At 44.1% G+C, this 15591-nt stretch carries 14 protein-coding genes and 1 tRNA gene; 11 read left to right on the top strand and 4 right to left on the bottom strand.

Annotated features, from left to right (window positions below):
- Nucleotides 1-95: 95 nt before the first annotated feature.
- Genes LN893_RS04310 through LN893_RS04300 form a run of 3 tightly spaced genes read left to right on the top strand, consistent with a single transcriptional unit; the run spans nucleotide 96 to nucleotide 2489 of the window.
- Nucleotides 96-704 carry a sugar transferase gene (locus LN893_RS04310; RefSeq protein ID WP_229968570.1) on the top strand — a complete coding sequence of 203 codons (609 nt, stop codon included), beginning with the start codon at nucleotides 96-98 and terminating at the stop codon, nucleotides 702-704.
- Nucleotide 705: 1 nt separating this feature from the next.
- A complete protein-coding gene (locus LN893_RS04305; RefSeq protein WP_229968569.1) occupies nucleotides 706-1356 on the top strand; it encodes an acetyltransferase in 651 nt (216 codons plus the stop codon).
- Complete coding sequence (locus tag LN893_RS04300) at nucleotides 1353-2489, top strand: DegT/DnrJ/EryC1/StrS family aminotransferase (RefSeq protein ID WP_229968568.1); 1137 nt, start codon at nucleotides 1353-1355, stop codon at nucleotides 2487-2489. Before LN893_RS04305 ends, LN893_RS04300 begins: the two co-directional genes overlap by 4 nt.
- Nucleotides 2490-2510: 21 nt before the next feature.
- Here LN893_RS04300 and LN893_RS04295 read toward each other — a convergent pair whose 3' ends face one another.
- From LN893_RS04295 to atpD, 3 genes are all read right to left on the bottom strand, one after another.
- Complete coding sequence (locus LN893_RS04295; protein ID WP_229968567.1) at nucleotides 2511-3641, bottom strand: trans-sulfuration enzyme family protein; 1131 nt, start codon at nucleotides 3639-3641, stop codon at nucleotides 2511-2513.
- A gap of 133 nt (nucleotides 3642-3774) precedes the next feature.
- Nucleotides 3775-4020: an ATP synthase F1 subunit epsilon gene (gene atpC, locus LN893_RS04290; protein ID WP_229968566.1), complete on the bottom strand. Its 246-nt coding sequence runs from the start codon at nucleotides 4018-4020 to the stop codon at nucleotides 3775-3777.
- Between the two features lie 91 nt (nucleotides 4021-4111).
- Entirely contained in the window at nucleotides 4112-5617 is a 1506-nt protein-coding gene (gene atpD, locus LN893_RS04285) for a F0F1 ATP synthase subunit beta (RefSeq protein ID WP_229968565.1), read from the bottom strand.
- 479 nt (nucleotides 5618-6096) lie between these two features.
- On the opposite strand from atpD, the gene LN893_RS04280 reads away from it, so the two are divergent.
- Both LN893_RS04280 and LN893_RS04275 read left to right on the top strand, forming a co-directional pair.
- Nucleotides 6097-8601, top strand: a complete 2505-nt coding sequence (locus LN893_RS04280) for a S9 family peptidase (protein ID WP_229968564.1) — start codon at nucleotides 6097-6099, stop codon at nucleotides 8599-8601.
- A 135-nt stretch (nucleotides 8602-8736) separates the two neighbouring features.
- Nucleotides 8737-9165: a nuclear transport factor 2 family protein gene (locus LN893_RS04275; RefSeq protein WP_229968563.1), complete on the top strand. Its 429-nt coding sequence runs from the start codon at nucleotides 8737-8739 to the stop codon at nucleotides 9163-9165.
- 272 nt (nucleotides 9166-9437) lie between these two features.
- On the opposite strand, the gene LN893_RS04270 is transcribed toward LN893_RS04275, so the two are convergent.
- The gene (locus LN893_RS04270) at nucleotides 9438-9662 is read right to left on the bottom strand and encodes a hypothetical protein (RefSeq protein WP_229968562.1); all 225 of its coding nucleotides are present in this window, start codon (nucleotides 9660-9662) and stop codon (nucleotides 9438-9440) included.
- An 813-nt stretch (nucleotides 9663-10475) separates the two neighbouring features.
- Here LN893_RS04270 and LN893_RS04265 point away from each other — a divergent pair.
- From LN893_RS04265 to LN893_RS04240, 6 genes are all read left to right on the top strand, one after another.
- Nucleotides 10476-10548 (top strand) — tRNA-Gln (locus LN893_RS04265).
- Between the two features lie 171 nt (nucleotides 10549-10719).
- Nucleotides 10720-11655: a ribose-phosphate pyrophosphokinase gene (locus LN893_RS04260; RefSeq protein WP_229968561.1), complete on the top strand. Its 936-nt coding sequence runs from the start codon at nucleotides 10720-10722 to the stop codon at nucleotides 11653-11655.
- A 124-nt stretch (nucleotides 11656-11779) separates the two neighbouring features.
- Nucleotides 11780-12367, top strand: coding sequence for a 50S ribosomal protein L25/general stress protein Ctc (locus tag LN893_RS04255; protein ID WP_229968560.1), 588 nt, complete (start codon nucleotides 11780-11782; stop codon nucleotides 12365-12367).
- Between the two features lie 256 nt (nucleotides 12368-12623).
- Nucleotides 12624-13187 (top strand): aminoacyl-tRNA hydrolase, encoded by a 564-nt coding sequence (pth, locus tag LN893_RS04250; protein WP_229968648.1) that lies wholly within the window; start codon nucleotides 12624-12626, stop codon nucleotides 13185-13187.
- A gap of 63 nt (nucleotides 13188-13250) precedes the next feature.
- Nucleotides 13251-14129, top strand: a complete 879-nt coding sequence (locus LN893_RS04245; protein ID WP_229968559.1) for a hypothetical protein — start codon at nucleotides 13251-13253, stop codon at nucleotides 14127-14129.
- 179 nt (nucleotides 14130-14308) lie between these two features.
- A complete protein-coding gene (locus tag LN893_RS04240) occupies nucleotides 14309-15574 on the top strand; it encodes an MFS transporter (RefSeq protein WP_229968558.1) in 1266 nt (421 codons plus the stop codon).
- Nucleotides 15575-15591: the final 17 nt, after the last annotated feature.

Genomic DNA, 15591 nt, shown 5'->3' with positions numbered 1-15591 from the left:
AACAGCATGCTGTAACGCATTGTTTTGAATCTAAGCAAGGTCGTTTGTGTTTCAAAAAGAATAAAAATGTAAATTCGTACCACCTTTACCAGGTTATGTATCAGAAATACGGCAAACGATTAATAGATGTAGTGTTGGCGCTGGGTATACTGCTTATAAGCTTACCCATGTTGCTCGCTGTTGCCGTACTTCTGGCTTTTGCAAACAGAGGCGCTATTCTGTTCAAGCAGCAGCGTCCTGGCCTGCAGGGCAAGCCTTTCTATATCTATAAGTTCAAAACTATGACCGATGCCCGCGATGCCCATGGTTTTTTACTCCCCGATAGCCACCGCCTTACCCTAATTGGCACGTTTGTTCGCAAAACATCTTTGGATGAAATTCCGCAGCTATTTAATGTACTGTGTGGCGATATGAGCCTGGTTGGACCTCGTCCGCTACTGATGGAGTACCTTCCGCTTTACACACCTCAGCAGGCGCGTCGCCATGAGGTAAAGCCAGGTATAACGGGGTGGGCACAGGTAAACGGCCGTAATGCTATTAGCTGGGAAAATAAGTTTGGGTATGATGTCTGGTATGTTGAACACTTTTCTTTTAAAACTGATGTACTCATACTAGCCAAAACAATGCAAAAGGTATTAGTTGGCGCTGACGTGAACACAGCAGGTTATACCACTGCCCCCAAGTTTGAAAGCCTGAGTTCTTAACATGAAAGATATTGCCATAGTAGGTGCAGGTGGTTTAGGGCGGGAAATGCTTGTCATGCTACATCAGCTAAACGAAGCACAGCCAGCACAGTGGAACATTCTGGGCTTTTATGATGACGATACTTCTTTGGCTGGCACAGCGATAAACTGCTTTCCTTATCTCGGCACCATTACAGCGCTGGCTTCCACGGACTACGAACTACAGGTGGTAATCGCAATCGGGAATCCTCAGATAAAAAGAGCTATCGTTACTCAGTTGGAGCTGAATGTCAAAATTAGTTTTCCTACGCTGGTGCATCCGCAGGTACAGGTTAAGCCGTATCAGCATATTCAGTTAGGAACTGGTGTTGTGTTAGCACAAGGCACTATTTTAACCACCAACATCAGCATTGGCAAGCATGTTTTCGTAAACCTGAACTGCACCATCGGCCATGATGCTATTCTAAAAGACTTTGTGTCTGTTATGCCTGGTGTAAATATTTCTGGAGCCGTTGTATTGGAAACAGGCGTGTATGTTGGCACTAATGCAGCCATTTTACAAGGCATTAACGTTGGTGCCAACACCCAAATTGGGGCTGGTGCCGTAGTAACTAAACCTATGCCTGCAGGCTGTACAGCAGTAGGCGTACCCGCAAAAGTTGTAAAAACATGATCTATAAGCCAGGACGTATTTTTCTATCGGTACCGCACATGGGCGGGCATGAAAAGAACTATGTAGATAAGGCCCTGGAAGATAACTGGGTAACGACTGTAGGTCCTAACATACCTGGGTTTGAACACGACATCTGCCAGCATACGAACGCACAGCATGCCGTTGCGCTTAATTCTGGAACTGCCGCCATTCACCTGGCCCTACAGGCGGTTGGTGTACAGGCAGGCGACGAAGTACTTTGTAGCACATTTACATTTGTGGCTAGTGCTAATCCTATTTTATACCTAGGCGCTACACCTGTTCTTGTAGAAAGCGAGGCCGAAACGTGGAACATGTGCCCACAGACCTTGCGCCAGGCTATTGAAGAGCGCCTGCGCCTGGGCAAAAAGCTGTCCTGTATTTTGCTGGTGCACCTGTATGGCATGCCTGCCAAAGTAAAAGAAATAATGGCCATTGCCGAAGAGTATAATATTCCTGTAGTGGAGGACGCAGCTGAAGCATTAGGTTCCCGATACTTTGGTCATCAAGTAGGCACCTTAGGTCAGGCAGGAATCTTTTCATTTAACGGAAACAAGATTATTACCACGTCTGGTGGCGGCGCACTTGTAACAAACGATAAGAAACTTGCTGATCATACACGCTTCCTGGCAGGCCAGGCCAAGGATGCTGCACCGCATTATCAGCACTCCCACATGGGCTACAACTACCTCCTCAGTAATATCAGTGCAGGTATAGGGCGTGGTCAGATAGAAGTTCTAGAGAGAAGAGTAAAAGAGCGTCGGGAGGTTTATAATTTCTATAAAGAGCGCCTCCGCGAGAAAGGGTTGGAGTTTTTACCAGAACCCAAAAATGTGTTCTCTAACCGCTGGCTTACAACTGTACTCATCAATCCTGAACTTGGTATTACACCAGGGCAGTTACGGCTTGCCTTAGAGGAACAGAACATTGATGCACGCCCACTTTGGAAGCCAATGCATCTTCAGCCGCTTTACCAGAGCACACCTTACTACGGCGATAACCTCAGTGGCCAACTTTTTGAACGAGGCCTGTGCCTGCCTAGCAGCAGCAACTTAACAGAAGAGGAACTGGAGAAAGTAGTAAAAACTATTGAGCGGAGGCTTGGCAGCCTATAAGCTACCAAGCCTCTCCTTCAACTATATCTTTTCTAGCGCCTGCTTTAAGTCAGAGATCAATTCTTCGGGCTCTTCTATGCCTACCGACAAACGAATTACCCCCAAGGTTATACCCAACTTTTGCTGTTTTTCGGGTGTAAGCGCACGATGCGAAGTACTCAGTGGGTGAGATATGGAAGTGCTAACACCAGCAAGCGATGGAGCAAACGGAATCTGTTGCAGTTCCTGCATAAACTTGTTTACGTCTTCCAACTCATCGCTTATCTGAAACGATAACATTCCTCCGAATAAACCATTACCTTGCTTTGCGGCTACCTCCTGCTGTGCATGGCTTTCTAACCCTGGATACCATACCTGCTTCACTTTGGGGTGCTGCTGCAGAAATTTAGCGATAGCAAGCGCATTACTGCTATGCTGCCGCATACGCAGGCGAAGTGTTTTCAATCCTCGAGCGGCAAGCCAGCTTTCGAAGGGACTCAGATTCAGTCCGAAAACCATCATGACTTTTTTTGCCCTGTTATAGTCTTCTACATCTTTTGCCACTACCACACCTGCTGTTACATCGCTGTGGCCAGAAAGGTATTTGGTTACGCTATGAATCACCATGTCGGCACCTAGTGCAAGCGGTTTGGTAAGTATAGGCGTTGCGAAGGTGTTATCTATCACTAACTTTATGCCCGCTCTTTTAGTCTCCTGTACCAGTTTATCCACATCCATTACCTGCAGCAGCGGGTTACTCATGGTCTCGGTTAACAACAGTTTTGTGTTTGGCTGTACATAATTACTTATCTCGTACAGCTCTTCATTTGGCACATAGGTTACGGTTATACCTAACCGCTCTAACTCCTGCGATAGCAACGTACTAGAGCCGCCATAAATCTCTTCCGCACACAGCAAATGATCTCCTGCCTGGCAGTAGCTAAAAACAGCTGCTAGTATTGCCGACATACCCGAAGAGGTTACCACTGCTCCTGCTCCACCTTCCAATTTGTTTATCCCTTCTGCCAACTCGTCTGAATTAGGATTTCCGTAACGGGTGTACATGTACTGTTTCCCTGGTTCCTCAAAATACTGCTCCAGTTCGTTCAGGTCCTGAAACGTGAAAACGGATGTTTGATATATTGGAGTTGTTTTAGGTTGTATGCGAGACATAATGATGTAGTGTGATAAGATTTCTTAAATATAAGCAGAAAATATAAAAGCCTAATTCTGTGTAGCCTTTAAAACAAAAAGCGCCTCCTGATTGTCAGGAGGCGCTTTCACTATCGTTCACTAATATTAAATACTATTCAGTAACAGACTCAGCCAATACAATGATCTTGTTGTTGAGTACTTCTACCACACCACCATCCACAGTGTATAACTCTGAACCGCTTTTGGTTGTGATACGGATACTGCCTTTATCAAGTGTACTGATGAGAGGCGCGTGTGAGTTCAGCACCTCAAAAGAACCATTTGTTCCAGGAAACTGAGCCGCATCCACCTCACCGGCAAAAACCTTTTTATCTGGTGTGATTATTTCTAAATACATTTTTATGAGTTCTGAGTCACGAGTTCTGAGTCATGAGTAAAGGTTGATGAACAACTCAGAACTCGTGACTCAGAACTCGGAACTGATTAAACTATCTTGTTTCAGCAAGCATTTTCTCACCCTTAGCTACTGCATCTTCAATGGTACCAACCAAGTTGAAGGCAGACTCAGGCAGGTGGTCATACTTACCGTCCATTATTTCATTGAAACCTCTAATGGTGTCTTTGATATCAACCAACACACCTTTAAGGCCTGTAAACTGCTCAGCTACGTGGAACGGCTGAGACAAGAAACGCTGTACACGACGCGCTCTGTGAACAACCTGACGGTCTTCCTCAGAAAGTTCGTCCATACCCAAAATCGCGATGATATCCTGAAGTTCTTTGTAGCGCTGCAGAATTTCTTTTACACGCTGAGCTGTACGGTAATGCTCCTCTCCTACAATCTCAGGCGTCAGGATTCTTGAAGTAGAATCCAGAGGGTCTACCGCTGGGTAGATACCTAGCTCGGAGATTTTACGAGAAAGTACTGTAGTTGCGTCCAAGTGGGCGAACGTTGTCGCTGGCGCAGGGTCAGTTAAGTCGTCGGCAGGTACGTAAACGGCCTGTACCGATGTAATGGAACCACGCTTTGTAGACGTAATACGCTCCTGCATGGCACCCATTTCTGTTGCCAGTGTTGGCTGGTAACCTACCGCAGATGGCATACGACCAAGAAGGGCTGATACCTCAGAACCTGCCTGCGTAAAGCGGAAGATGTTGTCAACGAAGAAAAGGATATCGCGGCCTTGGCCTGAACCATCACCATCACGGTAATATTCTGCAAGTGTAAGACCAGACAAGGCAACACGGGCACGTGCCCCTGGCGGCTCGTTCATCTGACCGAACACGAAGGTTGCTTTAGAATCTTTAAGGGCTTCCTGATCTACTTTAGATAGATCCCATCCGCCGTGCTCCAGAGACTCCATGAACGCATCACCGTAACGAACGATACCAGCCTCGATCATTTCACGAAGCAAGTCATTTCCTTCACGTGTACGCTCACCAACACCAGCAAATACAGAAAGACCTGCATAAGCTTTCGCGATGTTGTTGATTAGCTCCTGGATCAATACAGTTTTACCCACACCAGCACCACCGAACAAACCAATTTTACCACCTTTTGCATAAGGCTCGATCAAGTCGATTACTTTAATACCAGTATAAAGTACTTCTGATGCAGTAGAAAGATCCTCAAAACGAGGAGCTGGACGGTGAATTGGCAGATTTCCTGTGCTCACTGGCTGCGGAATACCGTCAATTGCCTCACCAATTACGTTGAAGAGACGACCTTTAATTCCTTCGCCTGTTGGTACAGAAATAGGTGCTTCCATGTCTATAACTTCAGCTCCGCGGGTCAGACCTTCGGTAGCGTCCATAGCAATGGTACGCACACGGTCTTCGCCAAGGTGCGTCTGACATTCCAGAACCACTCTTGTTCCGTCGCCTTTTGTCACTACCAGGGCATCCAAAATATTTGGTAATTTTGAGCCTTCACCCGTAAAGCTAACGTCCACAACTGGACCGATAACCTGGGTAATTCTGCCAATATTCGCCATTTGACTTTGTTATGTTAAATTACTTATGTAACGGAGTTATTTTAGCCTGCGAAATTAGTGCATAAATCTCTTAAATCCATATAACACATTAAAAAGTTTTAACCTCCTCACTGCCAAATAAAATAAGGGTTGGCTTAAAGCTAGTCTATCGCTTCTAAACACCTCTTTGCTCCCCTCTTGCCTGCCCTTGCTGTTTACAGACAAGGTTTTGCTTAATGAAGGAAAAGCTTAAACTCAGCTACATTATCAGGCTTACAGCAACTGCATCATTAATAAACAATCCTTACAACTTACCTATCTTCACATATAACAAAGGGCAAAGCAACAGAAACGCTGATTCAGGTTCTGCATGAGCCTTATAAAGCGGTGCCTGTACATATACTTAGAACTGTTCTATGCTCATTATCTGATGGGTTGCTTTTATTTACAAAACCGTCACCCTATATTCACAGTCGAAACATCAACTCCCAATCTTTTTTATGAAGAAGACATTACTCTTTTTTTACCTGCTACTCGTATGCGTTGGGGTACAGGCTCAAACGAACGCACCCACCAAAGGAAACTACCAGTTAGCCTCCCGCTTCTCTCCGAAGAAACTGGAAAAACTTATTTTCACTACCAACTTAGATCCGCACTGGCTAAAGCAAAGCGATCGGTTTTGGTACGAATATGAGACGAGCAATGGCAAAAACTGGTATTTAGTTGATCCCGTCTCAAAATCTAAACGTCAGATATTTGACAACGCAAAAGTGGCCGCTGCCATCACGACCATTGTGCAAGATCCTTTTGATGCGCAACACCTGCCTATCCAAAACTTTAAGTTTTCGGATGATGAAAAACATGTGCTTTTCGAAATAAAAAGCAGCATTGATGAAGTGAAGAAAGACAGAATCAACAAGAAGTCTCCTGACTCTCTGCAGAAAAAGACGTTCTTCTTTCGCTATAATTTGCAAACAAACCAGCTAACAGAGCTAAAGGACTACGAAAAGCCGAAGCAGAAGCCAAGATGGGCCTCTATGTCGCCAGACAAATCGGTTGTGGTGTTTGCCAAGGAGTTTAACCTGTACTGGATGGACAGAACCAACTATGAAAAGGCTCTTAAGAACGAGAAGGACTCTACAATCGTAGAACATCAGCTTACTACCGACGGAGTAGAATACTATAGCTACGGAGACTCCAGAGGTGAAACAAACGTGGAGCGCGAGAAAAACAAGAAGAACAGAAAGCCTGCTTATATCATGTGGTCGCCAGACTCTAAAGGCTTCTCCTTGATTAGAACAGACGAGCGTAAAGTAAAAGACCTGTGGGTAGTGCATAACACCGCAAATGGCCGTCCAGAACTGGAAACGTACAAGTACCAAATGCCAGGTGAAAAAGAAGCACCAGTAAGAGAACTGCTCTTATTCGACCTAAGCACTCAGACTCAGAAGAAAATTAAAACATACGCTTTCAAAGATCAGGAGCTATCGCTGTGGTCGGCACCAGTGCTGCAGAGTAGCCGCGACGATGCAGAAAGAACCAATACCTGGTTAGGCGACAAGGACAAATTTTACTTTACCCGCACCAGCCGCGACCTGAAAAAAATAGACGTTTGTATGTACGAAGTGGCTACAGACAAAGTAATACCACTTATAAACGAACGCTTCAACACCTATGTAGAGGTACAGCGCCTGGGCTTGGTAAACAGCGGTCGTGAACTTATCCATTGGTCAGAGCGTGATGGCTGGGGCCATTTTTACCTGTACGACAACGCTGGTAACTTAAAAAACCAAATTACATCAGGAGCTTTCCACTGTGAGAGTATAGAAGGTATAGACGAAAAGAACCGTGTACTTTACTTCACTGCCAACGGCCGTGAAAAAGGTGAAGACCCGTACCTGATGCACCTGTACAAAATCAATTTCGATGGTAGCGGCCTTACACTCCTAAACAAAGGCAACTTCGACAATAATGTGAGCCTGAACGATGGCAACAGGTACTTTGTAAACACTGCCTCCAGGGTAAACACAGTGCCTGTATCGAGCCTATACGACGTAAGAGGCCGTAAGCTGATGGACCTTGAAACAGCCGACCTTACTCGCCTGATGACAACTGGCTATAAATTCCCAGAGCCGTTTCAGGTAAAGGCCGATGATGGCATAACCGATATTTATGGCGTTATGTACAAGCCCTTCGATTTTGATTCTACCAAAACTTACCCTGTTATTACTTATGTATATCCTGGTCCGCAAACAGAGTCTGTAAATAAGTCTTTTGGCCGCAGCATGGACCGTATTGACCGCTTGGCGCAATTAGGGTTTGTGGTAGTAACAGTAGGCAACAGAGGTGGCCACCCTGCCCGCTCTAAGTGGTACCACACCTATGGTTACGGTAACCTCCGCGACTATGGCCTGGCCGACAAGAAAGCAGCTATTGAGCAACTGGCCGACCGCCACAAGTACATCAACATAAACAAAGTAGGTATAACAGGCCATTCTGGTGGTGGGTTTATGTCTACGGCGGCTATGCTTGTTTACCCAGATTTCTTCAAAGTAGCTGTTTCGGGAGCAGGTAACCACGAAAACAACATCTACAACCGCTGGTGGAGCGAAAAGCACCACGGGGTGAAAGAAGTGATCTCACCTAAAGGTGACACTACTTTCCAGTATGCGATAGATAAGAACCCTGACCTGGCGAAAAACCTGAAAGGCCATTTATTGTTAGTGACTGGTGACGTGGACAATAATGTGCATCCTGCCAACACCATCCGTATGGCCAACGCTCTAATTAAAGCCAACAAGCGCTTCGATTTTATGCTGATGCCTGGCCAGCGCCACGGCTTTGGCCCTATGACGGAGTACTTCTTCTGGATGATGGGCGATTATTTTACAAAGCACCTGCTCGATGACTATTCTCAGACAGTAGACATTGATGAGATGAACCGTGAAACAGAAAACACAGGTGATTCCAAACGCAGATCAACTGCCAGACCTGAAGAAGAGTAAATTTACTTTTCCTTAATTAAAAAAGGGTCGCAACTAACACGTGCTAGTTGCGACCCTTTTTTAGTTAATTATATTACCTCTTGTCTGGACAGCAGATGTTTTCTATCTTAACATTTAGAACAAATCCGTTTCCTCATGAAGAAGAACTTATACCTGCTAATACTTTGCCTTTTTATAAGTATCGTCGCCAATGCTCAGAGCAAAGAAGAAAAAGCTGTGGCAGATGCAGTAGAAAAATTAAGAGTAGCCATGGTAGAGGCAGATAGGGCTCAGTTGCAAAGTATAGCCGCCAATGATTTAACCTATGGACACTCCAGCGGTAAAATAGAAGACAAAAGTGCCTTTGTAGAGTCTATTGTTAGTGGCAAATCGGATTTTGTGACACTAGATTTAACAAACCAAACTATAAAAGTAGTAGGCAACACGGCCATTGTGCGCCACCAGCTAGACGCTAAAACAAATGATAGCGGCAATCCTGGTACTGTAAAACTTGGTGTGATGCTAGTGTGGCAGAAGCAGAACAACACTTGGAAACTGTTGGCTAGGCAGGCGTACAAGATCTAGGCTACAGGACATGTACCTGAACCACTTCTATACTGTACAAAAGAATAGAATTAACAGAGAATATTGCTTCAGGCCTCTGTCTCGGTCAGCAAGGTTCTGTTTTAGAAATAATAGACAAAGACTCTGTATTCGCTGAGTTTTACCACAGCGATGGTACTCAGGTTGAAGTGGATGGCGAATTTGTGTTTAAAGTGAAAATAAGCCAGTTCGAGCTAAAGAGCTAAAACAGTATTCAACACACGTAACGGATATGCTGATTTACAAATTAGAGCCTACAGGTTCCTCAGCATCTCTATCTGATCATCGTTCAGCAAAATATACCTGTTGTTGAAGGGGTTTGCATAAAACTTTTCCGCTATAACATATTCTCCCGATTTCAGCTTATGTATGTTATAGCTAAAAAGACTATTAGAGCGTTCAATCACCAGTTCAGTCGTACTTAAATCTAATTGGCGACCGCAAGTGGTTGTTACAATTTCTGAGTCGGTAATCATCATAAGCGAAAAGAGAAAAAAGAGTAAGCAGGATTTCTTTACGCATTTCCCTATCTTAGGTGACACATATTCAGCAGTTTTATCTGTAAAAATTCCATGTAGGCACATCCTTTTCGCCTGTACTGTGCCACTGTTGACGATGGCTCGGTATCTCAGCTCCAACCACAGGTATCGTTAGTACCATGGTTACGACAGAAATTAAGATAACTTAAGCTTTTCAAAAAGCAGGCAAGCAGATTTACTTGGTAGGCGAATAATGGAATTGCTTCCTCTGTACACCTGCATACTTACTACAAAATAAAGTTCTTCCCTTTCTTCAAGCATCAACTTAAGTAAGAACCTAAAAAAATAAGCAGCCGACAAAGAGGGAGAAGCAAGCTAACTGTTTAAAAATACAAAGTAGCTGGTGGTGGTGTTTATATCAAATTATCCGATTTTGCTATGCCGAATGAAATTGGTTTAGATGTAGAAAGAATAAAAAAATCAGAAAAAGATATTTTTTTGTTTGGCTAGAGCGAAAGCTATGAAGTAGCTCCTTTAGTACCATAAAAACGAGTCAATTTTTGGTTAGCACTTCAAAATAAAGATATGAAATTCACTATTTTAGGCGAAAATCATAGCCACAGTTGTTATATCGATAAACTATTATTTGATACTGTTAAAGTAGCTAAAAAGTACTTTGACACGGCCCTACAGCAGATTCTAGATTAAATTTTTAGAGAAATTTCTAAAAAATAGTTTGCGGTTTAAAAACCTCTTCCTATCTTTGCATCACCAAACAACGACGGGGCTTCCACCCTTAGTTGGGAGGTAAACTGTCCGATGGTGTAACTGGCAACACGTCTGATTTTGGTTCAGAAGAGTCCAGGTTCGAAACCTGGTCGGACAACTTAAAAAGAGAGCAATGCACGTTTGTGAATTGCTCTCTTTTTGCTTTTAAGGCTTTTAGATAACCTATTTTAAATCAAGCCCCTTGCATAGCTTCCTATAAGTATTTTTGGTAGCTTTGCAGGCATAGTATTCTAAACCTAAACCCTCAATATTTAGCATTTAGCAACTTATGCCACAGCCCCTGGTTAAAATATTTTCTGGTTCCGCATCTACTTACTTAGCCGAAAAAATTGCATCCGATTATGGTCAGCCGCTAGGCGATTTAACTATATCTCATTTTAGCGACAGTGAGATAGGCGTACACTTCAATGAGTCTATTCGTGGAGCTGAGGTATTTCTGGTACAATCTACCTTTCCGCCAGCCGACAACCTGATGGAGTTAATGCTGATGATAGATGCAGCCAAGCGTGCATCGGCTCACAAAGTAATTGTAGTAATGCCCTACTATGGCTATGCCCGCCAAGACAGAAAAGACAAGCCCCGTGTATCTATAGGCGCAAAAGTAGTGGCTAATGCCATACAGTCTGTTGGTGCCGACCGCCTGATGACCTGCGACTTACATGCAGGCCAGATTCAGGGCTTTTTTGACATACCTGTAGACCACTTAAACGGATCTGCCATATTTGTGCCATACCTGCGCAGCCTTAACCTGGGCAACGACCTGATCTTCGCCTCCCCAGACGTGGGCGGTGTGGTAAGAACAAGAGCCTTTGCCCAAAACTTTGGTGCCGAAATGGTAGTTTGCGACAAACACCGCAAACGCGCTAACGAGATTGCCTCTATGCAGGTGATCGGAGATGTAGAAGGCATGGACGTAGTGCTAGTAGATGACATGGTAGACACAGCAGGCACCATTACAAAGGCTGCTGGGTTGCTGAAAGACAAAGGCGCCAAAACGGTACGAGCCATCGCTACACACCCTATTTTGTCTGGTCCTGCTTACGAGCGCATAGAAAATTCTGCACTCGAAGAGCTTATTGTATCAGATACGATTCCACTGAAGCAAGAGAGCGCTAAGATAAAGGTACTTTCTTTCTCCAATCTTTTTGCCAGGGCTATTAATAGTGTCGTAACGCATGAGTCTATCAGCTCTCTGTTTATCTAACTGTTGTTAATTGATTGTCAGCTGTTTTTTCACAGTTTCATAAAAAACAATTGACAAACTAGCAATCAACAATAACAAAAAATCCTTACCTTTGCGTCCTCAAAACATTTAACAATTTCATTTTATGAAAACTTTAGAGATTATAGGGTTTAAAAGAGCAAATCTCGGTAAGCAGCAGTCAAAAGAACTGCGCAATGAGTCTTTTGTACCAGGAGTACTTTATGGCGGCGCTGAGCAAGTTCACTTCTATGCACCAGCTATCCTGTTCAGAGACTTAGTTTATTCTCCAGAAGTATACGAAGTAGATCTGAATATAGAAGGCACACATTATAGAGCCGTTATGCAGGATGTACAGTTCCACCCAGTGAACGAAATGCTACTGCACGTAGATTTCCTTTTATTACAGGAAGACAAGCCAGTAAAAATCGAAGTTCCTGTGAAATTCGTAGGTAACTCTCCAGGTGTAATTCTTGGTGGTAAGCTTGTTACTAAGCTACGTAAACTAAAAATCAAAGCACTTCCAGCTAACCTTCCAGATGCAATTGAGGTTGATATCTCTGACCTGGAACTTGGAAAATCAATCAAAGTAAGCAAGATTAAGCAGGGTGACTACGAAATCTTGACGAACCCACTTGCTCCAGTAGCGACAGTTACTATTCCACGTGCTCTTAAGAGTGCACAGATGGAAGAAGCTCGCGGCGGTAAGAAGTAATCTTTCCAGCTTTAAAAGCTTTAAAATCCTGTCCTGCTACAAGCGGGGCAGGATTTTTTTATTTTCTTTACAGACGCAAGTAGCATGACTAAGGACATAAGGCTGCTTTGTTGTTACAGAACTACAGCAACTTTATAGTTTAGAAAGAAGTCTAGAATTTAACGCCTTTTGTCTTACGTCTAAAAAAATGCTGCAAACTATAAAACGTTGGTTTGGCTTGGCAAAAAACCAGCCTGCCAACCCCGAAGATACAACCATGAAATACCTGATTGTGGGCCTCGGCAACATCGGCCCTGAATATGCTGAAACGCGCCATAATATTGGCTTTATGGTGCTAGACTACCTGGCACAGAAGTTTGATGGAAAGTTTGATGTAAGCCGCCATGCTTTCGTAACCGAGATTAAATCGAAAGGCAGAACGTTTGTACTGGTAAAGCCAACCACTTACATGAACCTGAGCGGAAAAGCGGTTGGGCACTACCTGAACAGCCTGAAGCTATCACCAGAGCAAATGCTGATAATTACAGATGATATTGCCATACCTTTCGGAAAGCTGCGCATACGGATGAAAGGCAGCGCGGGCGGCCACAATGGTTTAAAGCACATTGAGCAGACACTGGGGCATAACAATTACCCACGCCTACGATTTGGTGTAGGGGACGATTTTAGCAAGGGAAAGCAAGTAGATTATGTGCTGAGTACTTTCTCTGACGATGAAAAAGCTGAGTTACAAACACTGATAGAGAAGTCTGCTGATGCTGTTATTTCCTTTGGTACCATTGGGCTGGAACGTACCATGAACCAGTTTAATACGAAATAATCCCTTACTTTCGAAGTTCTTCTGCCTGAGCAAGGCAGGAATAATTAAGCTGCCATCAAAGACATGGATTTACTTTTCCTGACATTCGGGCCAAACATCAAGAACCATTACCAGGCGAATTTCTGTATTCTGTCTTTTTTAAAGCAGCGGGAGCACATCACTTCCATCAACATATACACAGATCACGCTGAGTTTTACACTTACCTTGGCGGCCTAGTGAATATCATACCGCTAACCAAAGACCTGCTAGAGGATTGGAAAGGCGAGTATAATTACCTATACAGAATCAAGATAAAGGCGCTGGAGCACTTTATTCAGGCAAATGGTAAGCGGCCTGTAGTTTACCTCGACTCTGATACCTTTCTTTACCGCAAGGAGCTAAGTTTTGCACAGCTCCTTTCTCAGAGCATCGCCCTAATGCATGAAGAAGAGGGCAAGCTGCACGAGCAGAAAAGTAAACGTGTAAAAAGCATGTGGCAAAAGGTTAAGGGCAAAAGCTTTGCAGGCATACACATTACAGAGGCACACACCATGTGGAACTCTGGCGTTATTGCTATTCCTGCACAGCATAACCTGGAGGCAATACAACTGGCACTACAGGTGTGCGATGAGATGCTGAAAGGTGGTGTAACCAGTTTTATGCTAGAGCAATATGCAGTTTCTATCGCACTAGGCTACTTTTACACCATTCAGCCAGCCAGCAACTGGGTCGGCCATTATTGGGCGACAAAAGAAGAATGGAATGAAACCATCTCCAACTTTTTTCTAGAGACGGTACTTAAGCAATATACACTAGAGCAGGATATCACCCGACTGGCTGCTTTCGACTTCTCCAGCCTTCCTATCAGAAAACGAGTAAAGAACACGCGCCTGCGGCTTATGAAGTTTGTTGATAACCTCTTCCCTATCAGGCCTACAGCGTTTGTAGAAGTAGAAAAGTAAACCTATCACTACAGACATTACTACAACTCTTCCGCTGCACAATGTACTAGCTACTGCACCTACAACTGCATTCTTACAATCAGAGTAAGTTTAAGAATTAAATGAATTGGCTTTTTAAGCGTTGTTCTAAATCTTGATTTCTAGTTGTTATTTGGCGCAGCACTACCTACTCTAAAACTATGAAACGTGTACTTCTCCTTTACCGCAACGCCTTTGGTGGCTTATCAAAGCCTGCCTGGATGATGTCGCTGGTGATGTTCATTAACAGAAGCGGCGCCATGGTAACGCCTTTCCTGGGCGTGTACCTTACCGAAATGTTGGGTTATACTTTAAAAGAAGCAGGACTTATATTAAGCATTTATGGCTTAGGCTCTGTTTGCGGCTCCTTTTTAGGCGGTTGGCTCACGGATAGAGTAGGCCATTTCAAAGTGCAGTTCTTCAGCCTGACCTTAGGTGGCAGCTTATATTTTCTGTTGCTACACGCACGGCAGTTCGAATATCTGGCGGCTGGTGTCTTTATACTTAGTTTGGTAAACGACTGCCTTCGCCCTGCTAACTCTGCCTCTATTGCCTATTATGCCAAGCCTGATAACGTAACACGTGCTTTCTCCCTTAACCGCATGGCCCTAAACCTTGGTTTTTCTATTGGTCCTGCGTTGGGTGGTTTGCTAGCAGCTGTCTCCTATCATTGGCTCTTTATTGCGGATGGAGCTACTTGTATAGCAGCAGGTATTTTCTTCTATTTTTACTTCAGAAACCAGCAAGGGCACCGTCCGCAACGTTATCAATCAACTGACAAAGCAATTGTTGCCGCCATACGTTCCCCTTATTCCGATAAGCTGTATCTGCTCTTCGCGCTGCTGTGTTGTGCGTTCGCTATTATTTTCTTTCAGTTCATTTCTACCCTACCGTTGTACTACCGTCAGGTTTATACTTTATCAGAAGGTAATATTGGTTTGCTGCTAGGACTAAACGGCCTTACGGTTTTCCTACTAGAAATGATTGTAGTATACCTGTTGGGAGAAAGAGCAAGAAAAGCAGTTCTTATACCAGCTGGCGTGCTAATTTTAGGGTTCTCCTTTGTACTCCTAAACCTTTTCCAGCACACAAGCGTGCTCTTTGTAGCCATGCTGCTCCTAAGCGTTGCAGAAATCTTAGCAATGCCTTTTATGGCTACCATGTCCGTAGAGCGTTCTGTGGAAAGCAACCGAGGTGCCTATATGGGTCTTTACACAATTTCTTATGCGGCAGCACATGTAGTAGCACCTTATTTAGGCACCAGCATTGTATCTGGCTATGGCTTTGATACGCTTTGGTGGGTCTTGGGAGGAATGGCTGTCGTAACGGCTGTCGGTTTATACTTGGTTATTCAGCTAATGGAGCGGGAAAGGCTGGAGCAGAAAACTAACATTACAGCCGAGGCATCAGAGCTGACAACAACGTAGTTTAATTTGACTCAACT

The sequence above is a fragment of the Pontibacter harenae genome (assembly GCF_020907245.1).
GTDB lineage: Bacteria > Bacteroidota > Bacteroidia > Cytophagales > Hymenobacteraceae > Pontibacter > Pontibacter harenae.
The sequence above is the reverse complement of the archived record's forward strand: the minus strand, read 5'-3'. Positions and strand labels throughout refer to the sequence as shown.